The organism is Rhodococcus sp. IEGM 1341 (genome assembly GCF_030056895.1).
In the GTDB taxonomy this organism is placed as follows: Bacteria; Actinomycetota; Actinomycetes; order Mycobacteriales; family Mycobacteriaceae; genus Rhodococcoides.
This window is the reverse complement of sequence record NZ_JASHKV010000002.1, coordinates 73,319-96,681: the sequence shown is the minus strand read 5'-3', so window position 1 is coordinate 96,681 and position 23,363 is coordinate 73,319. Positions and strand designations below refer to the sequence as shown.

Genomic DNA, 23,363 nt, shown 5'->3' with positions numbered 1-23,363 from the left:
CCTAGAGAGCCGAATACTCATCTACCGAGTCTCTCGATCAGTTTCATTGCGTCGAAGGGTGCGTAGCCCTTGATGTCGTTGTCGAAGTACACGTGGACGTCTCTGCCCGTGGCCGTCCAGTCCGAGATCTTCGCGGCCCATCGATCGAGCGCCGCATCCGTGTAGCCGCTGGCGTACAGCTCCTCGTCGCCGTGCAGGCGGACGTACATGAAATCGGCTGTAGGGGTGTCGACGTACGGGTACTTGCCGGCGGTGTCGGCGACGACGAACGCAATATCGTTCTGTCGCAGCAACTCCACTGCCGCGTCCGAGGCGAAACTCTGATGCCGCGCTTCCACGCAGTGCCGCAGCGGCCGCGACGACGAAGCAGGCAACAACACTCGATCCTCGGCCAATTTGTCGTCCCTCATGCCCGCCAACGAGACTGCAGCAGAGACCGTTCGGGGCAACATGGCAAAGAAATCGGACATCTTCTGCGCGTCGAATTCGAGGTTCGGCGGCAACTGCCACAGGAACGGTCCGAGCTTGTCGCCCAGCGTCAGCACCCCGGTGGCGAAGAAGTTCGCGAGTGCCGCCTCGACTCCGACGAGCCGCTTGACGTGGGTGACGTACCGACCACCCTTGATGGAGAACACGAAGTCGTCCGGCGTCTCGTCGTGCCACTTGGTGAAGCTCGACGGCTTCTGCATCGCATAGAACGTGCCGTTGATCTCGATCGATGTCAGATGTTCCGACGCGTACCCGAGTTCCTTGCGATGCGCCAAGCCCGCCGGATAGAAATCTCCTCGCCACGGCGCGTACGTCCAGCCGGAGATGCCGATGAGAACTCGGGGTCGACGCGACGCGGGCATGAGCAGACTGTAGACGGGCGCACAGGGAGGGCCGCAGGCCGTGATTGCCAACTAGCTGGCACCACCATCGCCACCGGACCATAATCGGTCTCTATGCGGTCGGGTGGACGAGCGGTGGTGTTGACGCTGGTCGCTGCCGGCGTGTGGCTCTTCGCGACGCCGTCGCTCGATCCCGGAACCGCGGACTTCGTCGCAACTCCGGCACCGGCCGTCGCGCCCGTCGCCGAACCGCCACCCCTGACGCTCGAAGAGCTCACAGCTCGCGTCGATCCCACCGTCGTCACCTTGTCGGCGTCCGCAGGATTCTCCGGGGTCGCGGGCACGGGCTTCGTCGTCGCCCCCGACGGAATCGTGCTCACCAACTTTCATGTCGTCGAAAATGCCACCGAGATCAGTGCAGTGCACATGGGCAACGGACTCATCTACGACGCCACCGTGTTGGGTTACGACAAATCTCGTGACGTGGCTGTCGTGCAGTTGATCACCGCGGCCGACCTGCCGGTGGTCGAGCTTGCCCCGGACCCACTTCCCGAGGTGGGTGATGCGGTGACCGCCGTCGGGAATGCCTCGGGTGCAGGGGTCTTGGTTCCGGCACCGGGAGCGGTGACCGCCCTCGATCAGCAGGTGCGTACGCGCAGTTCGGTGGACGGTTCGGGAAATACGTTGGAGCGAATGATTCGCGTCGATGCCGATGTGCGAGCGGGGGATTCGGGCGGGCCCCTCTTCGATGCCTGGGGCCGGGTGGTGGGTGTGAACACCGCGGGATTGTCCGACGAGGCGCGCAACGGCACCGAGTTCTCACCGCCACAGGCGCCCGAGGCGTATGCCGTCCCCATCTCCGAGGCGGTCGCGGTGCTCGATCAGGTGATCGCCGGGCAGTCGGGCGGCACAGTGCATGTGGGCCCCACACCGTATTTCGGGGTCTCGGTGCGCGATGTGTCGGTCTTCGAGAACAAGCCGGCGATCGGGGCGGCAGTCGTATCGGTGACGTTCGATTCCCCGGCGGAGGTGCTGGGATTGTCCGCGGGGGACGTGATCGTGACGTTCGACGGCGCCGAGATCGAATCCTCGTCGGACCTGTCGGAGGCGCTGCTCGGACGTCGTCCCGGCGAGCCCGCCGTCGTCGAATGGGTCGATGACGCAGGCGTAACCAGCTCCGGCACAATCACACTCGCCGCGGGAATGCCGACAGCCTGAGGGTCAGTCCTGCAGCACCGACAACACATTGCCCGCCGGGTCGGTGAACCAGGCGATCAGCGGTCCGCCATGGCGAAAGATTCCCTTCTCGTCGGTACGCATGGCAGGAGTGGAGCCTGCGGAACGACCCTGTATGTCCGGATACTGCTCGAACACAACTCCTTTGGCGATCAAGGCGTCGACAGCGCTCTCGATATCGGCCACCGGAAAGTTCAGGATGGTGTACTGCGCGGGTACGTGCCCTGGACGAGGATAGATCAGCACGATCGTCCCGGTCCCCAGGTGCAGCTCGAGCATGCCCATCTCGTTCTCGGTGACCGTCAGTCCGAGCGTCTCGGCATAGAACGTGCGCGCCGCCTGCAGGTCGTTTACGGCGAATCCGGAGAACGGCTGCCTGGTCAGCTCCAAGGATGTCATCGTCGAATTATCGCGCTCCGGCACATGCCACGGGCCGATATCCGAGTAGCGTGGATCTCGTGACTATTCGCCTCGGTTACCAGATGCCCAATTTCAGCTACGACGGTTCGGTCGCAGAGCTCTTTCCCCAGGTCATCGCGCAGGCGCGCGAGGCCGAAGCGGCCGGGTTCGACACCGCATTCGTGATGGATCACTTCTACCAACTTCCCGGGATCGGCAAGCCCGACGAGCCCATGCTCGAGGCCTACTCTGCGCTGTCCGCGCTCGCGACGGCCACCGACACCATCCAGCTCTCCGCGCTGGTCACCGGCAACACCTACCGCAACCCGGCGATCCTCGCCAAGACCGTCACCACGTTGGACGTCGTCAGCGGCGGTCGCGCGATCCTCGGGATCGGAGCCGGCTGGTACGAACTCGAGCACCAGAGCTTCGGACTCGAGTTCGGCACGTTCACCGACCGTTTCGAGCGACTCGACGAGGCACTGCAGATCATCGAACCGATGCTCCGCGGCCAGCGTCCCACGTTCGACGGCCTCTGGTACCAGGTCGAAAACGCGATGAACGAGCCCCGCATCCGCGACGACCTGCCGATCATGCTCGGCGGCGGTGGCGAGAAGAAGACGTTCGGCTTGGCCGCACAGTTCGCCGATCACCTCAACATCATCTGCGACGCAAACGAATTGCCGCGCAAGATGGCTGCCGTCCAGGCCCGCTGCGAGGAGGTCGACCGCGACCCCAAGGACCTCGAGACGAGTTTCCTCGCGTTCGTCATCATCGACGAGAACGGCGACAAGGCCAAGGAACTGCAGCGTGAGTTCGTGCTCAAGCAGGGCCTCGACCTGACGAACCTGTCCGAGGAGGACGCCGCGAAGGCCACCGATCGGCACTTCTGCGGAACCCCCGACGACGTCGCCGAGCAGGTACAGAAGCGGGTCCTCGATCAGGGCATCGACGGCATCATCATCAACCTGATCACCAACGGTCACCAGCCGGGAGCCGTCGAACTGGCAGGCAAAGCTCTGAAGCCGCTCGTCTAGAAATTTGCTCCAGCAGTAGCCGCGGGGGCGCGTGCGGTGGCATAGTTCCCCCGTGGCTCAGCTGAGGATGAACGGGCACCGCGTCTTGGTCGCCGACCTGACCGGCGACTCCCTGCGCGCGATGTCGGGCTCGATGGTGGCGTACGAGGGCGATGTCGCCTTCAAGAGCGCCGGTATGGGTGGCGGCGGCGGTTTTCGCGCCGCACTCAAACAGAAGGTGACGGGCGAATCGCTGTCGCTGATGGACGTGTCCGGCAAGGGCACCGTCTACTTCGCCGTCGACGCTCAGGACATCACTCTCGTCGAGGTCCAGGGCGACAACCTGCACGTAGAGTCGTCCCAATTGCTGGCTCTCACAGGGCAACTGAAGACCGACATCAAATTCTCCGGCTTGCGCGGTGCCAGTTCCGGCCAGGGACTGTTCACCACCGTCGTCAGCGGGTCCGGCACCGTGGCATTGCTGTCCAAAGGTGGGCCGATCATCGCCCTCGCCGTCGATCCGCAGTACCCACTCGTCGTCGATCCCGACGCGTTCGTCGCCCATCGCGGCCAACTGAACCAGAGCTTCGTCACCGACGTCACGTGGCGTTCCGCCATCGGCGGCGGCAGCGGCGAGGCGTTCTCCCTCCGCTTCGACGGCCAGGGCGTCGTCTACATCCAACCCGAGGAGCGCTGACGTGCCGCTCGAACTGGTCAACAGCAAGGTAGTGAAATCCGTTCTGGCACCGAATCAGAACGTGCTCGCGCGTCGAGGATCGATGCTCTATTACACCGGCGACGTTCGGTTCGTTCCGCACTCGATGGGTGGCGGCGCGGGTGCCGTGCCGGGCATGGGCGGCGTCGCCGGGATGGCCGGACGGATGATGGCAGGCGAGCACGTGGCGATGATGGCCGCAGAGGGGCAGGGCGAAGTCTTCTACGGTCACGCCGGGTTGTACATCGAGGTGATCCATCTCGACGGTTCGTCGATGCTCACCGTCGAAGCCGATCGACTGCTGGTGCACGACGGCTACCTCCAGAGTTCCATCGTGGCTCTGACCTCGCAGGGCGGAGTACGCGGAGCGGTGCGCGGCGCGATGACCGGGCAAGGCTTGTTCACGACACAGCTGACCGGCCAGGGCAGCGTCGCGGTTCTCTCGCACGGGGGCGCGACTCCGCTGCAGATCGGACCGGATCACCCCCAGGTGGTGGTCGATCCGCAGGCGTACGTCTGCCACATCGGAAACATCAACGTCGACATCTCTGCGAACGTCGGATGGCGCGACGCCGTCGGCAAGGGCAGCGGCGAGGCGATCCAATTGAAGATGACCGGCATGGGCACCGTATGGGTGCAGGCGTCCGAGCAGAAGTTCTAGGGAGCACTGTCGTGGAAATACACACCCCGTACACCCTCCCGGTCAACGACAACGTTCCCGGCAACGACTACGCGTTCTGCGTCGAACTCGCAGGCCAGCCTTGGTTCACGTCGAAGGGCGCGATGATCGCGTACTACGGCAACGTTCGCTTCGAGCCGCTCGGGCAGACGTCCATGCCCGCCATCGTCGCGGCGCGGTTCTCGTCTCCGCTGTACTCGAACGACTGGGTACTCGCGCAGGGTCAGGGCAAGCTGATCCTCGGCGATCGCGGTTTCAACATCAACAGCTACGACCTCGACGACGGCAACCTCACCATCCGGGCGGCGAACCTCCTTGCATTCGAGCCGACTCTGGATCTCAAACAGTCCATCGTCCCGGGATTCCTGACCCTGCTGGGCACCGGCAAGTTCCTGGCCTCGTCCAACGGCCCCGTCATGTTCGCCGAGCCGCCCCTCCGTATCGACCCGGAGGCCCTTGTCGGATGGGCGGATTGCCCCTCGCCGTCGCATCACTTCGACGCCGACTGGATGCAGAACTTTCTCGGTGCAGCCCGCGGATTCCTCGGGGCGAACAGCGGCGAGGAGCGTCAGTTCGACTTCACCGGGGCCGGCACTGTGCTGATCCAGTCCAGCGAGAAGGTGCTCGACGATTCACACCTGCTGCGGTACGTCGAGTCGCAGACGGTCTCGCTCGGCCAGAACTCGCTGCGGGCGCTGCACAACACCATCGGGGCTCGGCTACAGCAGTAGCCCACCTCGCAGCACCTCGACGGTGAACACGGCGGCTGTTCGGAGAGAACGCGCATACTGGAGTTTCACCTTCAGGAGGTACAGCCATGGCCAACCAAGGACCGTTCGGATTCGGATCCGACGACTTCGACAAGTTCGCCCGTGAGGCAACCGAGGGACTACGAGAGGTGGTCGGATCGCTGTTCGCCTCCAACGCCGGGGCTCCCAAAGCTCCGCCGGAACCCGAAACCACAGGTCAGAAGGGGGACGGAGTCTGGGCGATCTACAGCGTCGACGACGCCGGATCACCTCAGATCGACCAGCTCTACGCCACCGAACTCGATGCCCTGCGTGCGCACAAGGACAACACCGACCCGCGCCGACGCGTCCGCTTCCTGCCCTACGGCGTGAGCGTCAGCGTTCTGGAGGACTGAATCGGGTGCACTGGACCGCGCTCAGCGCGGCTGGCTGCACCGGATTCGCTGTAGATGGAGTCGATTCTCATGACCGCACACACAGAGTCCGTCTCGATCCCGCTGGGACAACCCGTGTTCGTGCACGCGCTCAGGTACACGGCGTTGTTCGATCGGAAGCCGTTCGCCGAGGCCCTACTGATCTACACCGACAACGGCGCGTACAAGATCGTGTCGCCGGGCGAGGATCACTACGGCAGCTACGTCTCGTACACCGACGTCGCCGAGGGCCCGCAGCATGTGATCTTCCTGTCGTGGCCGTCGGAGGATTGGGACCGGAACGTCGCGTCTCACACCCTGACGTTCAATCCCGATTCTGCGGCGTTCACACAGGTGCTCGTCCTGCCCGGCAATCCTGTGCCACGCTCCCAATACGGTTACGCGCTGCCGATTCCCGATCCGCACAGCGTGGACATGACGGCATCCTGGGATCGGGTTCGCGAGACCTACGCCGAGACGTTCACGCAGCTGGAGATCCTGGCCGCAGCTCGACAGGCGTGACGTCGAGCTAGTTCCGGAACGCCTCTACCGCATCGGCCGCCTGTTCGACGCCACCGTGTGCCCGCACCTGGGCACTCATCGCCGCTGCGCGCGGTGCCAATTGGCGAGCTTGGGCAACTGCGTCGGCCAGGCTCGAAGCCGAGACCTTCTCGAATTCCAGGTGCACGCCGACGCCGAGTTCGGCGAGCATCGCCGCATTGCCGAATTGATCGACGGCCTGGGGGATGGCCACGGTCGGGACACCGAACCACAGCGCTTCGGTACAACCACCCATCCCGGCATGAGTGACGAAGACCGTGGCGGCATCGAGCACCGCGAGCTGCGGAACATGCTCGTGCAGTTCCACATTGGCAGGCAGCTGACCCAGCGCAGCCGGGTCGACGCGTCGGCCGATCGAGATCACCAGATGCCAGTCGGTGTTCGCGAAGGTCTCGATGCACAGTCGGTAGAACTCTGGTCGCTCGTTGTAGCCCGTACCGAAGGAGATGTACAGGATCGGCCCGTCGGGCGCGGTCCAGCTGCGGTCCTGCAGGCGTACCGGGTCCAGGCACGGCCCGACGAACTGCACCGAATCCGGTACCCGATCCGCATTGGGCTGCATCACTTTCGGGATGAGCGACAGACAGTGCTGCGGGTAGGTGATCCACTCCCAGGGATCGGCGTCGATGTCGTTCTCTCGCAACCACGCCGTGTACGAAGCGTGGTACTGCAGGCCACCAGCGGATTCACGCATCGGCGTCAGTACATCGGAAAGATCCTCGGCGTATCCATCCCACGCCACGTACGTCGGCGAGAGCTGTACTGCCGTCACCCCGTAGCGCACCCCGAGCACGGGTGCCGTCATTCCGCCGATGTCGTACAGAAACAGATCCGGCTGATCGTCGTCGTAGAACGCGGTGAGCACCGGATACGACGCGATCGCCTCGTCGAGGAAGACCTGCATCGCCGCGGCCGGATCATCCGGCCACGACGCCTCTCCGTCGGGAAGTATCGAGGTGAACGGCACCACCTCGACGCCCGCGGGTTCGACCACGTGTCGCAGAGAATCACCGACGGCATAGGTGACGCGGTGTCCTCGCCGGACCAGCTCGGCAATCACGGCCAGGGATGGATAGATGTGGCTGGGAGCCGTAGTGCCGATCATGGCGATGTGCATGATCCCCACCGTAGGGCGCATCGCGCACCGCGAGCCAGCGAATTTCGTCGGCGATCGGATCCAGCAGTAACGGTAGCGAGACCGTGATGGTCGCCTGCTGTGATCCCGCCTTCACCGAGGTGGTTGCCCTAGTACTCATGGCCGTCACCGCAGCGCTGATCGTCATGCTTTCCCGGACGGGCAGATCCGACGTATCGTCGGCGAATGTCCTTTCTGCAACCGGTGACCCTCACTGACGATCTCGTGACCCTCGAGCCGCTGAGCCACGATCATCTCGACGGTCTGTGCGATGCCGCCCGCGACGGGGAGCTGTGGAATCTCTGGTACACCAGCGTTCCGAAGCCCGAGGACATGGCGGCCGAGATCGACCGTCGACTCGGATTGCTCGACGCAGGCACGATGCTTCCGTTCACGCTGCGCCGCAACGACACCGGGCAGATCATCGGAGCGACGACGTTCTGCAACGCAGACGCCACCAACCGTCGCGTCGAAATCGGATACACGTGGAATGCCCGCTCCGCGCACGGAACCGGCACCAATCCGGCGAGCAAACTGCTGCTGCTGACGCATGCATTCGAGGAACTGGGATGCATCGCCGTCGAATTCCGTACCCATTGGATGAACCTGCAGTCGCGGACGGCGATCGCGAAACTGGGTGCGAAGCAGGACGGGATTCTGCGCAATCATCAACGCATGTCCGACGGTTCGTTGCGCGATACCGTCGTGTTCTCGATCATCGAATCCGAATGGCCCACCGTCCGCAACGAACTCCGCAGGCGTACCGCACGGTAGGTTGACCCCATGCGTGTGGATGGGCGGGACGTTCCCGTAGCGGGGAACCTGCTTCAGCCGCTGGTGCGCAGAACCAGCGACATCATTCGGGTCGTATCGGCCGCGGCGCTACTGGGTGTGGTGATCGCCGGTTCGCTGATCACCAGAAATCAGTGGGACGCACTCGAGCAATCGGTGTCGAACATCGTCGGCGTGCTCAGCCCCGACCAATCCAATGCCGTCTACATCGTCTACGGCGTCGCAATTCTGGCGCTCCCGTTCGGCGTGCTGATCGGACTGATCGCGGGCCGCAAATGGAAACTGCTCGCCGGGTACGCGGCCGCGGCACTGCTCGCCGCGCTGGCGTTGTCGATCACCGGAACCGGGATCTCCACTCCCACCTGGGACCTCGACGTTCCGGAGCGACTCGACACGTTCCTCGCGCAATTCCTCGACGATTCTCGCTGGATCGCGATGCTGGCTGCGGCTCTGACGGTCTCCGGCCCCGGCCTGTCCGCGAAGTGGCGTCGGGCATGGTGGACGCTGTTGCTCGCCTTCGTACCGATGCACCTGGTCGTGTCCACCGTGGTTCCGGCTCGCTCCATGCTCGGGCTTGCGGTCGGCTGGCTCGTCGGAGCCGTCATCGTGCTGCTCGTCGGCACACCTGCGCTGGAGGTTCCGCTCGACGCGGCGGTTCGCCTGTTCCACAGCCGCGGTGTCACCGTTCGCAGTTTCACCGTCGTCCGCCCGGCCGGCCCCGGCCCGTTGGTGTTGAACGCACACACTCCCGACGCCGATGTGGTGGTCGAGTTGTACGGGCAGAATCAGCGCAGCGGCGGTGCCCTACGCCAGTCCTGGCGGTGGATCACACTGCGTGGCAGCGAAACTGCGCCACTGCACGCGTCGATGCGCCGGGCCGTCGAGCATCGCGCCCTGATGGGCCTTGCCATCAAGGGGTTGGGTGCGGCGGGAAGTCACCCGCTGGCGGTGGCCGCGCTCGACAGAGGATGGACCCTGTACGCGCACAGCCTTCCCATCGGTGATCCGGTCGAGGCGGAGCACGACGACGCCACCCTTGGCGCTCTGTGGTCGGCCCTGCACACTCTGCACGAGAACCAGATCTCTCACGGCGACCTGCACCGAAACGAACTCCGGGTTCACGACGGCAAGGCCCTCTTCTGTGGCTTCGGTCATGCCGAACTGGGTGCCTCGGATTCCCAGATGCAATCCGACGTCGCGCAGTTGTTGCTCACCACCGCAGACCTGTTCGGCTCCCAGCGCGCCGTCGCGACCGCCATCGACGTACTCGGCTTCGAGACCGTGGTTGCGGCATCGGGTCGCTTGACCAAGTCCGCCATCCCGCCGCGCATTCGCCAATCGGTGCGCGATGCCGACAAGACGATGAAGGCAGTCCGGCTCGAGGTTCTCGAGCAGACCGGTGCCGCCAAGATCGAGGCCGAACAGGTCACCCGATTCAGCCGCAACCAGATCATCTCGCTCGTGCTGTTGATCGGATTGGTCTACGTCGCATACCCGTTCATCAGTGCGGTGCCCGCGTTCGTCACCGAACTCGGTTCGGCGAACTGGTGGTGGGCTCTGCTCGGTCTGGCGGTGTCCGCGCTGACGTACGTCGGTGCCGGAGCCGCGTTGTGGGCGTGCGCGCTGGGCAAGGTCAGCTTCTGGAATCTGACGGTGATGCAGGTCGCCAACACCTTCGCGGCGACGACGACACCCGCCGGCGTCGGCGGACTGGCCCTGAGCGTGCGATTCCTGCAGAAGGGTGGATTGGGAACGGTTCGCGCGACGGCGGCTGTGGCGCTGCAACAATCGGTCCAGGTGATCACGCACGTGAGCCTGCTGATCTTCTTCAGCGTCGTCGCAGGCACCTCGTCCGGTCTGTCGAACATGGTGCCGGGCAACACCGTGCTGTACCTCATCGCAGGTGCCGCTTTCGGCGTCGTCGGAACGTTCATGTTCGTACCCAAGCTACGACGCTGGCTGCGGGTCGCCGTTCGTCCGCAGATCAAGGAAGTCCTCGGCGAACTGGGCGAACTCGCCCGCGACCCCAAACGCTTCTCGATCATCATCCTCGGCTGCGCGGCCACGACGTTGGGTGCCGCGCTCGCACTGTGGGCGAGCATCGAGGCCTTCGGCGGCGGCACCACGTTCGTCACCGTGACGGTCGTGACGATGATCGGCGGAACTCTGGCCTCGGCCGCGCCGACGCCGGGCGGTGTTGGTGCCGTGGAGGCCGCACTCATCGGTGGTCTGGCCGCCTTCGGAGTGCCCGCCTCCATCGCCGTGCCGTCGGTCTTGCTCTATCGCGTCCTGACCTGCTGGTTGCCGGTGTTTCTCGGGTGGCCGACACTACGGTGGCTCACCAAGCGAGACATGGTCTGACGCACTGCAGACGGCGTGTATGCCCGATTCCGGCACAGCTCCACGTGGCGCTGGTAGCGTTCAGCCGGCCGGGGATCTGCCCATGAGAGGTATGCCCATTTCCAGACCGGGGATTGCGGTGACGGCCGAGGGCCGTACGCGATACAGGCCTGGGCTCGACGCCACGCGCGCGAGCGTCGACGACGACTACACGTACTTCGCGAACACAGCGCGCGAGCGTTGGGTGCGGTATTTCGTCGGAACCCTGACATTGTTGTTCGGTCTGTCCGGGATCCTGATGGTTCCCACCGGCATCCACTACGACGGCCTGGCGGTATTAGTCCTCATCGGGGCGTTGACGACGATACCGGTGGCGATCGCGTGGTTCCTCGGACCATGGCCGTCACCGCGTGTGGCCAATGCCTTCGTGTTCTACGCAGACGTCGGCATCGTGGGCATCCTTTTCAGCAGCACCGACCATTATGTGCCGCTGGCCGGATGCATGATGTTCACGATCGTGGCTGTCTTCACCGTCATTGCAAGCTCTTTCCGAGTGATGTGGATTCACCTGGCGGTCTCGGTGGCGACGGTACTTGCGCTCGGCGTACTTGCGGTCGGTCAGGGAAAGAACCCGTGGCTGGTGGCGGCGACCGCAGTCACCGTCGTCACGTTGTACCTCACCCCCTTGATGATGCGGGCGTACATCCGGCATCTACGTTCTCGGGCATCGGGAGCCGTCATCGATTCGCTCACGGGCCTGTACAACCGGCGCGGATTGCTCGAGGCGATCGATGACGTCGGTACCGCCTCCACCGACAGCCCCTCGGATCGAACCATCGGGGTCACCGTTCTCGACATCGATCGGTTCAAGGAAATCAACGACCGATTCGGTCACCCCACCGGCGATGCAGTACTGATCGAGATCGCCTCACGGCTCACCGCCGCGGTACCGCAGACATCGGTGGTCTCGCGCCTGAGCGGAGACGAGTTCGTCATCGTCCACATCGGTTCGCCCGGCGAGATCGAATCGGCCGACCACAGGATCCGGATCGGTCTCGACGAAAGCTTCTCCGGGCCGCCTTTCACCGCCAGTGTCGGTTCTGCCTCGGAACTACTCGGGGGCGAACCCATCACCCCTACCATCGTGCGCAAACTGATCGCATCGGCCGATATCGAGATGTATCGCGACAAGTCTCGACTCTCCGAGGACGACGGCAGTGCCCGTGGCACGAGCACCGGAACGCGAGCGGACATCCGCACGCGCATCGAGACCTTGATCTCGCGAGGCGGGCCCGAGGTGGTGTTCCAACCTATCTGCGACACGGTCACCACAACAGTTGTTGGTTACGAGGCACTGTCTCGCTTTCCTTTCGGCTACGGCTCGCCGACGATGTGGTTCCGCGACGCCACCAATGCGGGAATCGGACCGCTTCTCGAAGCCGCCGCCATCGACCGCGCCCTGGCCGCGTCCGCGTCACTTCCCTGCGGGATCTTCATTTCGCTCAACGCGTCTGCCGACACCATTCGCTCCACCGACCTGGCCGCCATACTGCAGCCGTTCCAGAAGAACCGACAGTTCCACATCGAAATCACCGAACACGAGCGGGTCCACGACTACCGCGCGGTCGCCCGAACCATCGAATCCTTACGCGGGGCAGGCATATCCATCTCCGTCGACGACGTAGGTGCCGGCTTCGCCGGACTTCGCCAGGTGGTCGAACTGCGCCCCGACACCCTGAAGATCGACTACGCAATTGTGCACGGAATCGACACCGACCCGATCCGAAGGGCCGCCGCTGCATCGGTGATCGGATTTGCACACGAGATCGGGTCGACGGTCATCATGGAAGGCGTCGAAACCGAAGCGGAACTCCGAGTCGCCGCCGAACTCGGAGCAGACATGGTGCAGGGCTTTCTCACCGGACGACCACTACCGCTGTCGGACATCACCGGGTAGTGCTGCGCGGCCCCTCCAGCCGAGAACTAGATCGACGAGTCGACCGTGAACTTCGTCAGTGTCGGAGCGGCAGCGAGCATCGGCGGCAGTTCGGTGATCTGGCCGGGACCGGCGCGGAACTCGCGGTACTTCGCATCGGCCTCGGCCGACTCCCACGTCTCGTAGGCCACCACGTGGGCCTCGTTCTCCTCGTCGACCCACACGTCGACGCCGAGGCAACCCTCGAACGCGCGGGTTTCGGCCAGCACCGTGCGCAGCAGTGCTCGCGCGTCGGCGAGAGACTCGGGCTTGAACGTCAGATCCAGTGTTGCAATGAGAGCCATGGCTCCAGGGTAGACCGAGACGGGTCACCGCAGCCGTAGTGCCAAGTAGAACTCGATCCTGTCCTCCAGTCGCGACAGATCGCGGCCGGTCAGTTCCTCGATGCGCTGGATGCGATATCGGACGGAATTGACGTGCATGTGCAGTTGTTCGGCACATCGCGTCCAGGCTCCGTTGGTGTCGAGGTACACCGACAGCGTCTCGACGAGATCACTGTTGTGCAGGTCGTCGTAGTCGACCAGGGGAGTCAGCAGTCTCGAGGTGAACATGCGTCGCACGTCATCGGGAACGTTGGCGAGAAGTATTGTCAGCGTCGCCAATTCGTCGTGACCGACGACGCTGCAGTCCGAGCCACGACGCTCGGCGAGTCTGCGGGCGTAGCGCGCTTCCTCGATCGCGCTTCGGATGTCGGCGGGCGCGGTCGGAGCGCTGACACCGATCGAGGTGCCGCTACCGACCAGTCCCGGTGCCAACGTGTGGACCGCTCGCCGAACGGAATCGGTTCGATCGGTCCTCGCCTCCACCAACGCTATGGCCTCACCGTCGACGATCCCGAGCGTGATCTCCAACGGTGCCAGCACTTCTCGTAACAGCGGGCGGAGCTCGCCGAGCCGCAACGTCTCCCCGGACGTGGCCACAGCCACTGCAGCGTACCGTGTTTCGATATCGAGCCCGATGACGTGCATCTGGGCGAGGATGTCAGCGGCCGTCGCACCGCCGACGATCGTGCGCACGAATTCCTGCGCCAGAATTCCCGACCCGGACAGGCGATCGTCGACGCGACTGCGTTCCACCGCCACGATCGACGCCAGCTGTCCGGCCAGGGAAAGCCTCGGCGCATCCCATGTCTGCCAATCGCTTTCGAAGGCCACGAACCAATCCACGACCCGCGGTGCGGACTCACCGTCGACGGCGAACACCGAGACTCGCTGCTCCGGGCAATAGCGCGGCAGCCGTACCGAGCTCATGAAATCCTGCGCCACTGCTTCGGTGTCCGGCGGATTGTCGGATCCGGCGAGTACCCGCCCCGATGAGGTGACCACCCAGCAGTTCATCCCCAGATCGGAGCTGACCATCTCCAGCAGCGGACCGAGACCCCCACCGGGCCCCGCGCTCGCCACCAGGCGTCGATGCCGATCGAGCACCAGGCTCAGGTCCGAGGCCCGGGCCGTCGACAGTTGCCGGACCACGCTCTCGGTCACCGTGGCGAAAGCGATGTCGGCAGGCACCCGAAAGAGCGGCAGGCCGTGCTCGAGGCAGGCGTCGACCAGGTCGTCGGGCACCACGCCGTCGTCGGATGCCGCCAGCGCCGAGATTCCGGACTTGGACACCGCCCGGACGAACGTCCTCGAGTCCTCGGGGCCCGTCCGCCACATCAGACCGGTCAGCACCAGCTCTCCGCCGCTGAGGTATCGACTCGGATCGAGCATGTCGGTGGTCACGACCCATCGGATGGTCGGATCGAAGTGCTCGGGAGTGACGATCGGCTGCAGTTTCAGGTCGGGGAGATCGGCCAGATCACGCAGTCTCACGGTGCATCGACCTCCTCTTCGTATGATCCTCCAAAACCTACACTGTGATCGGCGTCATACTTCGTCGTTCCTGTCTCTCGTTCGCGTGGCCTCCGGCGGCTGTACTGGGTGAACACGACCGAAAGACACGTGAGCGGAGAGCAGCACGATGGAATTTCTACGACCACAGACCTGGGGCGACGCGTTGGCCGCGAAGGCCGACGACGTCGACGTGGTGCCCATCCAGGGCGGCACCGACGTCATGGTCGAGATGAACTTCGACCTGCACCGGCCGGGCGCACTGCTGGATCTGAACCCGATCACCGAACTCACCGAGTGGGAGCGCCTTCCCGACGGGACGCTGCGGGTCGGCGCAGGCGTGCCGTACGTCCGCATCATCGCCGAGCTCGGAAACATGCTCCCCGGCATCTCCCAGGCGTCCCGCACCGTCGGTTCACCGCAGATCCGCAATCGCGGGACCGTCGGCGGCAACCTCGGCGGCGCGTCGCCAGCAGGCGATCTGCACGCGCCTCTGCTCGCGGCGGGCGCGACCGTCGAGGTCGAATCGGCCGAGCGCGGAGTACGCATGATCCCCGCCACCGAGTTCTACCTCGGCGTCAAGCGCAATTCCTGCCTGCCCGACGAACTCATCCGCGCCTTTCACGTAGCGCCGGCAGCGGGACCGCAGTACTTCTCCAAGATCGGCACCCGCAACGCGATGGTCATCGCCGTCTGCTCGTTCTCGATCGCACTGTTTCCGCAGGAGGGTCGCGTGGGTACCGGACTCGGCTCCGCTGCGCCGACGCCGCGCCGGGCTTACGATGCCGAGAACTACCTCGCGGCCGAACTCGAGTGGGACGGTGCCCTCGATCCGCGGGTATCGGAGGAATTCGGCCGATTGGTCAGTGCGGCAGCAAGTCCCATCGACGACGTACGAGGCACTGCCGATTACCGCAAGCACGCCCTGTCCGTGATGGCCCGGCGAACACTGGGCTGGGCATGGCGAGACCTCACAGCCGCACGGAAGGTGGCCTGAACATGCGAGTCAACTGCACCATCAACGGAAAAGACATGGAAGCCGACGACGTCTGGGAGGGCGAGAGTCTGCTCTACCTGCTGCGTGAACGCATGGGACTCCCCGGATCCAAGAACGCGTGTGAACAAGGTGAATGCGGTTCGTGCACCGTCTATCTCGACGGCGTCCCCGCATGTGCCTGCCTGGTGGCCGCCGGTCAGGTCGAGGGCCGCGAGATCCGTACCGTCGAAGGCCTCGCCGACGGCGACAAGCTCGATCCGATGCAGGAGGCGTTCGTCGAATGCGGAGCCGTCCAATGCGGCTTCTGCACCCCCGGGCTCGTGGTGCAAACACACGATCTGATCGAGCGCGTTCCCAATCCGTCGGACGTCGAGATCCGTGAATCACTTGCCGGAAACCTCTGCCGCTGCACCGGATACGAGAAGATCCTGGACGCCGTGCGGCTTGCAGCAACTCGAAAGGCCGAAGCCAAATGACCACTGTCATCTCGGGTGCCTACATCGCGCCCATCGTCGGCGACGAAATCCCCGACGGCTACCTCGTCGTCGAGGGCACGATGATCACCGCCATCGGATCGGGCCCCGCCCCGATCATCCCCGGCACCGAGACCATCGACGCCTCCGGTTGCCTGGTCACCCCGGGCTTGGTGAACACACACCACCACCTCTACCAGTGGGCCTCCCAGGGCCTCGCCAAGGACAACACTCTCTTCGAATGGCTTGTCGCGCTGTACAAGCCGTGGTCCAAGATGGATGCCGAGGTCGTCGGCGGTGCTGCCGCAGCCGGGCTCGGATGGCTGGCGAAGTCGGGATGCACCACCAGCACCGATCATCACTACATCTTCCCCCAGGGCCGAGGCGATCTGTTCGCCGCCGAGATCGACGCGGCGCAGCGCATCGGAGTCCGCTTCCAGCCGTGCCGAGGCTCGATGGACCGGGGTGTGTCCGACGGCGGCCTGCCACCGGACGAGGTGGTCGAATCACTCGACGACATCCTCACGGCCACCGCGGAGGCCATCGACACCTACCACGACGCCTCATTCGGTTCCATGCTCCGCATCGCGGTCGCGCCCTGCTCACCGTTCTCGATCAGTAAAGAGCTACTCGTGGAGTCCGCGGGGCTTGCCCGCGCCAAAGGCGTTCGGCTGCATACGCATCTGGCCGAGACCCTCGACGAAGAGGAGCACTGCCTCGCTCAGATGAACTGCACCCCGGTCGAATACATGGAGCAGGTCGGCTGGTTGGGCGACGACGTGTGGTTCGCCCACGCAGTGCACCTGCACGATTCCGACATCGCGAAGATGGCGGCCACCGGGACCGGGACCGCCCACTGCCCGAGCTCCAATGCTCGGCTCGGCGCGGGGATCGCCCGCATCTCGGACCTGCTCGCCGCCGGCGCACCCGTCGGCCTGGGGGTCGACGGTTCCGCCTCGGCCGAAATGGTGCCCCTGGCAGGCGAGGTCCGTCAGGCCATGTACATGCAGCGGGCCAAGTACGGACCGACAGCACTGACCGCGCGTCAGGCACTCGAGATCGGAACACTGGGCGGCGCAACGGTACTGGGCCGACAGAGCGAGATCGGTTCGCTCGAGGTCGGCAAACTGGCCGACATCGCGATCTGGCGCACCGACGGGTTCTACTCGGCGGTGGACGACCCGGTCGTCGCGTTCGCGTACGGGCAGACACCACCGCTCGCGCGCTTGATGGTGGGAGGCCGGACGATCGTCGAGAACGATGTCCTGACCAGCGCACCGCAGGACGAAATAGGCCGCGCCGGAGCCGATGCGCACCGTCGCCTGATGAAACTCGCGGAGGACGTGCTGTGAGCGCCCCGACCACCACACCCCGGCAAGCCCCCGCCGACATCCCCGCCCCGGGTCGCGGTCGCGTCGGCGACAGCCCGCTGCGACCCGACGGCACGCTGAAGGTCAAGGGCGAGTTCGCCTACTCATCGGATCTGTTCATCGACGGGATGCTCTGGGGCGCAACCCTTCGTAGCCCGCACCCCCGCGCGAAGATCGTCTCTGTCGACATCTCGAAGGCGCTGGCAACTCCCGGCGTCGAGGCGGTACTCACCCACGAGGACGTACCGGGGCGCAAGTGCTTCGGACTCGACCACACGTGGGATCAGCCCGTGCTGGCCTTCGACGAGGTGCGGCACGAGGGCGAACCGATCGCGTTGATCGCAGCCGATCATCCCGAAACCGCGCGGCGCGCAATGGAAAAGATCGTCGTGGTCTACGACGTGCTCGAGCCTCTCACCGATGCCCGACGCGCAGCCCTGGATCCGGACTACCCGAAGGTGCAGGAACGCGGCGGAGTGGCGCGACATCAGCCGGTGCGCGTCGGCAACGTCGCCGCCGCACGGGCCGCCGCGGATGTCATCGTCAGCAGCGACTTCGCCGTCGGCATCCAGGATCAAGCGTTCCTCGGACCCGAGTCCGGCTTGGCCGTTCCCGCCGAGGACGGCGGCGTGGATCTCTATGTCGCGACCCAGTGGATGCACAACGATCTGGCGCAGATCGGGCCGTGTCTCGGCCTGCCCGAGGAGAAGATCCGAATGACGCTGGCCGGCGTCGGCGGTGCATTCGGTGGCCGTGAGGACCTGTCGATGCAGATCCACGCGGCGATGCTCGCCATGCACACCGGCAAGCCGGTCAAGATCGTCTACAACCGGTACGAGTCGTTCTTCGGCCACGTACACCGCCACCCCGCACAGATGCACTACGAGTACGGTGCCACCAGGGACGGCAAGCTCGTGTTCGCCGATGTCGAGATCATCCTCGACGGCGGTGCGTACACCTCGGCCACTCTCAACGTGGTCGGCAACGCGGCCTCGCTCGGTGTCGGACCGTACGTCATCCCCAACATCGAGATCGACGCGTACGGGGTGTACACCAACAATCCACCGTGCGGTGCGATGCGTGGATTCGGCGCAGTGCAAGCATGTTTCGCATACGAGTCGATGATGGACAAGCTCGGCGAGGCCTGCGGTATCGGACCGGTGGCAATCCGCCAGATCAACGCCGTCAGCCAAGGTTCCATCCTCGCGACCGGCCAGGTCATCGAAGCCCCTGCCCCACTGGCCGAGATGCTCGCCCGAGCCGAAGCGATGGAACTGCCTGCCCCGCTGGACGCGTCGGACATTCGAAATCTGCCGGGTGGGGCATCGCAGACCACCCACGGCGAAGGCGTCGTACGTGGGATCGGATACGGCGTCGGCATCAAGAACATCTGCTTCTCCGAGAACTACGACGACTACTCCACTGCTCGCGTCCGGCTGGAGGTGATCGGCGGCGAAGCAACGGCATTGGTGCACACGGCTGCTGCCGAAGTGGGCCAGGGACTGGTGACGTTGGAGGCGCAGATCGCGCGCACCGAACTCGGCGTCACCAAGGTCGTCATCCATCCCGCCGACACCAGGGTCGGCAATGCCGGCTCTTCGTCCGCGTCGCGCCAGTCGTACATGACCGGTGGCGCAGTGAAGACCGCGTGCGAGGCCGTGCGCGAGGCGGTGTTCGTCCTGGCCGGCCTGTACCTGGGCCGCGCGGTGGCCGACCTCAGCCTCGACGGCGGCAAGATCGTCTCGGCCACCGACGGCGTGCTGGCCACGATCGAGGACGTGCTCGGCGATCGCGTCATCGAGCAGACGCGTGAATTCCACCATCGCCCCACCAGCGGAATGGATCCGGTCACCGGACAGGGCGCGAGCCACACCCAGCTCGCCCTGTGTGTCCATCGCGCAGTGGTGGACGTCGACGTCGAACTCGGACTCGTCAAGGTCGTCGAGATGGCGGCCGTGCAGGACGTCGGCAAGATCCTCAACCGGCTTTCACTCGAAGGCCAGATCCACGGCGGCACAGCCCAGGGCCTCGGCCTCGCGGTGATGGAAGAAATCGTCGTCGTGGACGGTCTGGTGAAGAACCCGTCGTTCACCGACTATCTGATTCCGACCATTCTCGACATGCCGCCCATGAAGCTGGACATCCTCGAGAACCCGGATCCCCTGGCACCGTACGGCCTTCGCGGTGCCGGCGAGCCACCCACCCTCTCGTCGACGCCCGCCGTCGTCGCAGCCATCCGCAACGCCACCGGACTCGCGCTGACCCGCGTACCCGTTCGACCCGAACACATCATCAACAGCTGATCCGAGTTTCATCCCCATTCGACGAAACCTTCTCCGGCACAACCGTACCGACGCCAACTCCCCCGGCATGTCGGCCCGGCCCGACGCTCGACGAGGTTGATCACGCCCTGGGAGGGCCGATCATGACCGACGTAGACACATCCAGCACTCGCCAAAGCGGACGAGGTCGATCCCAGATCGACAAGTTCTTCGACATCACCGGCCGCGGTTCGACGCTGTCACGCGAAATTCGTGGTGGTGTCACCACATTCGTGGCCATGGCCTACCTGATCGTTCTGATCCCTCTGATCATCGGTGATGCACGCGATGTCACCGGTGCCACGCTCGATCCGGCTCAGTTGTCGACCATGGTGGCACTGTCCGCCGGGCTGACGACCATCCTGATGGGGGTCGTCGGAAACGCGCCCCTCGCGATGGCAGCCGGCCTCGGGGTGACGCCGATCGTGGTGTTCCAGGCGGCCCCGTACATGACCTGGCCGCAGGCGATGGGTCTGGTGGTTCTCGAGGGCGTCGTCATCGTCGTCTTCGCCCTCACCGGCATTCGGCAACTCATCATGGATGCCATACCGCTGGTGCTCAAGCAGGCGATCGGCGTCGGGATCGGTGCATTCATCGCGCTCATCGGTCTGGTCGACGCCGGGTTCGTCGGGCACCACGAGTCAGCAGCAACCGCCGTCACCCTCGGCACGTTCGGCAAGCTCGCCGGCTGGCCGGTGTTCGTGTTCTGCGTCGGGCTCATCCTGATGATCATGCTGTTCGTTCGGAAGGTGCCGGGCGCGATGCTGATCGGCATCTTCGTGGCCACCAATCTGGCCATCATCCTGAACTCGGTGTTCGATATCGAGCCGGAGGCGTGGGGCCCGGTGGTACCGAAGGTGCCCGACTCCATCGTCGCCACACCACAATTCGACCTACTGTTCAACGTCGACCTGTTCGGCGGCTTCGCCCGAGCCGGAATCGTCACGGCATCGGTTGTCCTGTTCACACTGGTGTTGTCGGGCTTCTTCGACGCCATGGGCACCATCCTCGGAGTCGGCGAGGAAGCTGGCCTGGTCGACAAGCAAGGCAGGATGCCCGGACTGAGCCGCATCCTCACCGTCGACGGCATCGGTGCCATCGTCGGAGGTGCGATCAACGGCTCCGCCAACACCGCCGTCGTGGAATCTGCGGCCGGCGTCACCGAAGGAGCCCGAACCGGTCTCGCCAGCGTCGTCACAGGCGGGTTGCTGACCAGCTTGATCTTCTTCACTCCGTTGGCCGGGGTGGTTCCCGTCGGTGCAGCTGCGCCGGCCCTGGTCCTGGTGGGCGCGCTGATGATGACGCACGTACGCAAGATCGATTGGGAGAACACCGAAATCGCGATCCCCGCCTTCCTGACCATCGTGCTGATGCCGTTCACGTACTCGATCACCGTGGGAGTCGCGGCAGGTGTCATCTCGTACACCCTCGTTCGTCTGGCCAAAGGCAAAGCACGCCAGACGCATTGGCTGCTGTATCTGATGTCGGGTATATTCTTGGTCTACTTCGCCCTGCACCCGATCGAAGAAGCGTTGGGAATCTCGTAACGTGAAAGAGATCGTCGATCGCCTGTCCGCCTGGGACCGCGCTGGCATTCCCTATGCGGTAGCGACTGTCATCACGGTATCCGGAAGTGCCCCAAGGCTTCCGGGTGCCGCGATGGCGGTCTGCGCCGACGGTGAAGCAGTGGGCAGCGTCTCCGGTGGCTGCGTCGAAGGCGCCGTGTACGAGCTGTGCCGCGAGGTTCTCGAGACCGGTGAGTCCAAGCGAGAGTCGTTCGGCTACAGCGACGTCGACGCTTTCGCGGTCGGCTTGACCTGCGGGGGAGTGATCGAGGTGTTCGTCCGCCTAGGGCCTCCGCGTGCCGTGCTCGCGGCCATCGCGTCGGACGCTGCGGTGGCCACGGTCACGATGCTCTCCGGGTCAGGGGAATCGCTTGCAGTGTCCTCCTCGGCGATCATGGGAACGACCGGCTTTTCCGACGTCGACGCGGTTGTCGTCGGTGAGGCGCTGGCGATGTTGGACTCCGGGGGCACCGGCGTTCGGTCGGTGCGGTGCCGGCCGGATCTCGACGTGTTCGTACAGTCCTACGCCACTGCCCCGCGGCTGCTGATCTTCGGGGCAATCGACTATGCAGGCGCACTCGCCCGCGTGGGCAAGTTCCTCGGGTATCACGTGACGGTCTGTGACGCGCGGCAGGTATTCGCAACTGCTGCACGGTTTCCCGACGCCGACGAGGTAGTCACCGAATGGCCGCACAGCTACCTGGCGCGAACCATGATCGATGCCCGGACGGTGATCTGCGTGCTGACGCATGATGCCAAGTTCGATGTGCCGCTGCTCGAGGTGGCCCTGCGACTGCCCGTTGCGTTCGTCGGAGCCATGGGATCACGCAGGACTCACGACGACCGCGCGGCCCGGTTGCGTGAGGTGGGTCTGACAGAGCACGAGCTCGCACGCTTGAAGTCGCCGATCGGCCTGGACCTGGGGGCAAGAACTCCGGAGGAAACCGCGCTGGCCATCGCGGCGGAATTCGTCGCAGTGCGACGCGGGGGTAGCGCTCTGCCACTGACACATACAGCGGGTCCGATCCACCACGACGGGGCGGCGGGGGATGCGAAGTACGCGTAAGTATCGGCCCGACTCAGCCCACACGTATCGTGCGTTCGAGCAAAGGCAACAGACGATCCCAATGCCGTTGCAGTGCAGCTGCATCGAATGCGGTGGTGTCGGCCATCGTAAATCCGTGTACAGCACCGGGATAGACCTCGGAGGTGTACTCGAGTCCAGCCGCGTCGAGGGCTCCGTCGAGCTCGTCGAGGGCCTCGGGCGTCATATCGCCATCAGCGTGGCCGATGTGGACAGCGGCAAGAGTGGAGCCTGCGGAACGATCCGACGTAGCCGCAACGTCAAGGAGTAACCGATGGGGACTGCCCGGCTCGTCGGTCACGAGCTTCCCCGGATGGAAGCTTGCAGCAGCGCTGACTCGTTCGGGGAATGCGGCTGCCGTGCGGATCGCCAGGACTCCGCCCATGCAGTAGCCGACCACTGCTACCTTTCCGGCGTCCACTGCCGGCTGTTCGTCGAGAAATGCAAGATAGTCCTCGGCGTCGGCGCGGGCTCGGTCAGCGGTGTGCTCGGCCAACAGCGGCATCAGCTTCTCCACGAGCGCCGGGCGTGACTCGCTGTCGATGAGCTCGGGTAGCTCGACCACCGGTGCTGGTCCGTGTCGGTAGAAGAGGTTGGGGACCAGCACGTAGTAACCGTGCTCGGCCAGTTCGCGGGCCATGGCCTCCAACACTGGTCGCACGCCGAATATGTCCATGTAGAGCAGGACTGCGGGATGCGGCCCATCGCCGTCAGGGTAGGTGACGAACGCGTCCGCCGCGCCGTCGGTCATGGGAATCTGCACATGCGAACTGGGCACTGGAGTCCATTTCGAGTCGAGGAATCGGGCCCTTGCGACCGTACGCCTGTTGCGATTCGACCTTTCGTGGTGTGAGCAACGT

General features: G+C 64.8%; 22 protein-coding genes. 16 read left to right on the top strand and 6 right to left on the bottom strand.

All coding sequences use genetic code 11. The annotated features are described in order from the left end of the window. Positions 1-17: 17 nt before the first annotated feature. Positions 18-851 (bottom strand): DUF72 domain-containing protein, encoded by an 834-nt coding sequence (locus QM615_RS07615; RefSeq protein WP_283347208.1) that lies wholly within the window; start codon positions 849-851, stop codon positions 18-20. 93 nt (positions 852-944) lie between these two features. Between QM615_RS07615 and QM615_RS07610 the strand changes: the two genes are divergently transcribed. Next, a complete protein-coding gene (locus tag QM615_RS07610; RefSeq protein WP_283347207.1) occupies positions 945-2,048 on the top strand; it encodes a S1C family serine protease in 1,104 nt (367 codons plus the stop codon). A gap of 3 nt (positions 2,049-2,051) precedes the next feature. On the opposite strand, the gene QM615_RS07605 is transcribed toward QM615_RS07610, so the two are convergent. Next, positions 2,052-2,465: a VOC family protein gene (locus tag QM615_RS07605; RefSeq protein ID WP_283347206.1), complete on the bottom strand. Its 414-nt coding sequence runs from the start codon at positions 2,463-2,465 to the stop codon at positions 2,052-2,054. Positions 2,466-2,524: 59 nt separating this feature from the next. On the opposite strand from QM615_RS07605, the gene QM615_RS07600 reads away from it, so the two are divergent. From QM615_RS07600 to QM615_RS07575, 6 genes are all read left to right on the top strand, one after another. Next, positions 2,525-3,502: an LLM class F420-dependent oxidoreductase gene (locus QM615_RS07600; protein WP_283347205.1), complete on the top strand. Its 978-nt coding sequence runs from the start codon at positions 2,525-2,527 to the stop codon at positions 3,500-3,502. 67 nt (positions 3,503-3,569) lie between these two features. Next, complete coding sequence (locus QM615_RS07595) at positions 3,570-4,178, top strand: AIM24 family protein (protein ID WP_068048507.1); 609 nt, start codon at positions 3,570-3,572, stop codon at positions 4,176-4,178. Position 4,179: 1 nt separating this feature from the next. Next, complete coding sequence (locus QM615_RS07590; RefSeq protein WP_283347204.1) at positions 4,180-4,857, top strand: AIM24 family protein; 678 nt, start codon at positions 4,180-4,182, stop codon at positions 4,855-4,857. Continuing rightward, complete coding sequence (locus QM615_RS07585) at positions 4,827-5,606, top strand: AIM24 family protein (RefSeq protein WP_068048501.1); 780 nt, start codon at positions 4,827-4,829, stop codon at positions 5,604-5,606. The genes QM615_RS07590 and QM615_RS07585 overlap by 31 nt, the downstream gene beginning before the upstream one ends. A gap of 86 nt (positions 5,607-5,692) precedes the next feature. Further along, positions 5,693-6,019, top strand: coding sequence for an Rv0313 family protein (locus tag QM615_RS07580; protein WP_037194906.1), 327 nt, complete (start codon positions 5,693-5,695; stop codon positions 6,017-6,019). Positions 6,020-6,088: 69 nt separating this feature from the next. After that, a complete protein-coding gene (locus QM615_RS07575; RefSeq protein ID WP_283347203.1) occupies positions 6,089-6,559 on the top strand; it encodes a hypothetical protein in 471 nt (156 codons plus the stop codon). 7 nt (positions 6,560-6,566) lie between these two features. Here the strand turns inward: QM615_RS07575 and QM615_RS07570 are convergent, their stop codons facing one another. Next, positions 6,567-7,715 carry a macrolide family glycosyltransferase gene (locus tag QM615_RS07570; RefSeq protein ID WP_283347202.1) on the bottom strand — a complete coding sequence of 383 codons (1,149 nt, stop codon included), beginning with the start codon at positions 7,713-7,715 and terminating at the stop codon, positions 6,567-6,569. A gap of 204 nt (positions 7,716-7,919) precedes the next feature. Here QM615_RS07570 and QM615_RS07565 point away from each other — a divergent pair, with 204 nt between their 5' ends. From QM615_RS07565 to QM615_RS07555, 3 genes are all read left to right on the top strand, one after another. Then, positions 7,920-8,507 (top strand): GNAT family N-acetyltransferase, encoded by a 588-nt coding sequence (locus QM615_RS07565; RefSeq protein WP_283347201.1) that lies wholly within the window; start codon positions 7,920-7,922, stop codon positions 8,505-8,507. Positions 8,508-8,516: 9 nt separating this feature from the next. Then, positions 8,517-10,886, top strand: coding sequence for a lysylphosphatidylglycerol synthase transmembrane domain-containing protein (locus QM615_RS07560; protein WP_283347200.1), 2,370 nt, complete (start codon positions 8,517-8,519; stop codon positions 10,884-10,886). A 91-nt stretch (positions 10,887-10,977) separates the two neighbouring features. After that, entirely contained in the window at positions 10,978-12,822 is a 1,845-nt protein-coding gene (locus tag QM615_RS07555) for a bifunctional diguanylate cyclase/phosphodiesterase (RefSeq protein WP_283347199.1), read from the top strand. Between the two features lie 26 nt (positions 12,823-12,848). On the opposite strand, the gene QM615_RS07550 is transcribed toward QM615_RS07555, so the two are convergent. Continuing rightward, positions 12,849-13,145, bottom strand: a complete 297-nt coding sequence (locus QM615_RS07550) for a putative quinol monooxygenase (protein WP_068048495.1) — start codon at positions 13,143-13,145, stop codon at positions 12,849-12,851. A gap of 24 nt (positions 13,146-13,169) precedes the next feature. Beyond that, positions 13,170-14,675: a PucR family transcriptional regulator gene (locus QM615_RS07545; protein WP_283347198.1), complete on the bottom strand. Its 1,506-nt coding sequence runs from the start codon at positions 14,673-14,675 to the stop codon at positions 13,170-13,172. Positions 14,676-14,823: 148 nt separating this feature from the next. Here QM615_RS07545 and QM615_RS07540 point away from each other — a divergent pair, with 148 nt between their 5' ends. From QM615_RS07540 to QM615_RS07515, 6 genes are all read left to right on the top strand, one after another. After that, positions 14,824-15,690 carry an FAD binding domain-containing protein gene (locus QM615_RS07540; protein ID WP_283347197.1) on the top strand — a complete coding sequence of 289 codons (867 nt, stop codon included), beginning with the start codon at positions 14,824-14,826 and terminating at the stop codon, positions 15,688-15,690. 2 nt (positions 15,691-15,692) lie between these two features. Beyond that, positions 15,693-16,166: a (2Fe-2S)-binding protein gene (locus tag QM615_RS07535; RefSeq protein ID WP_283347196.1), complete on the top strand. Its 474-nt coding sequence runs from the start codon at positions 15,693-15,695 to the stop codon at positions 16,164-16,166. Further along, the gene (locus QM615_RS07530) at positions 16,163-17,515 is read left to right on the top strand and encodes an 8-oxoguanine deaminase (protein WP_283347195.1); all 1,353 of its coding nucleotides are present in this window, start codon (positions 16,163-16,165) and stop codon (positions 17,513-17,515) included. Before QM615_RS07535 ends, QM615_RS07530 begins: the two co-directional genes overlap by 4 nt. Next, a complete protein-coding gene (locus QM615_RS07525) occupies positions 17,512-19,836 on the top strand; it encodes a xanthine dehydrogenase family protein molybdopterin-binding subunit (RefSeq protein ID WP_283347194.1) in 2,325 nt (774 codons plus the stop codon). Before QM615_RS07530 ends, QM615_RS07525 begins: the two co-directional genes overlap by 4 nt. A 122-nt stretch (positions 19,837-19,958) precedes the next feature. Further along, positions 19,959-21,401 carry an NCS2 family permease gene (locus QM615_RS07520; RefSeq protein WP_149406809.1) on the top strand — a complete coding sequence of 481 codons (1,443 nt, stop codon included), beginning with the start codon at positions 19,959-19,961 and terminating at the stop codon, positions 21,399-21,401. A gap of 1 nt (position 21,402) precedes the next feature. Further along, complete coding sequence (locus QM615_RS07515; protein WP_223145654.1) at positions 21,403-22,485, top strand: XdhC family protein; 1,083 nt, start codon at positions 21,403-21,405, stop codon at positions 22,483-22,485. 13 nt (positions 22,486-22,498) lie between these two features. Here the strand turns inward: QM615_RS07515 and QM615_RS07510 are convergent, their stop codons facing one another. Continuing rightward, the gene (locus tag QM615_RS07510) at positions 22,499-23,254 is read right to left on the bottom strand and encodes a dienelactone hydrolase family protein (RefSeq protein ID WP_283347193.1); all 756 of its coding nucleotides are present in this window, start codon (positions 23,252-23,254) and stop codon (positions 22,499-22,501) included. Positions 23,255-23,363 lie beyond the last annotated feature (109 nt).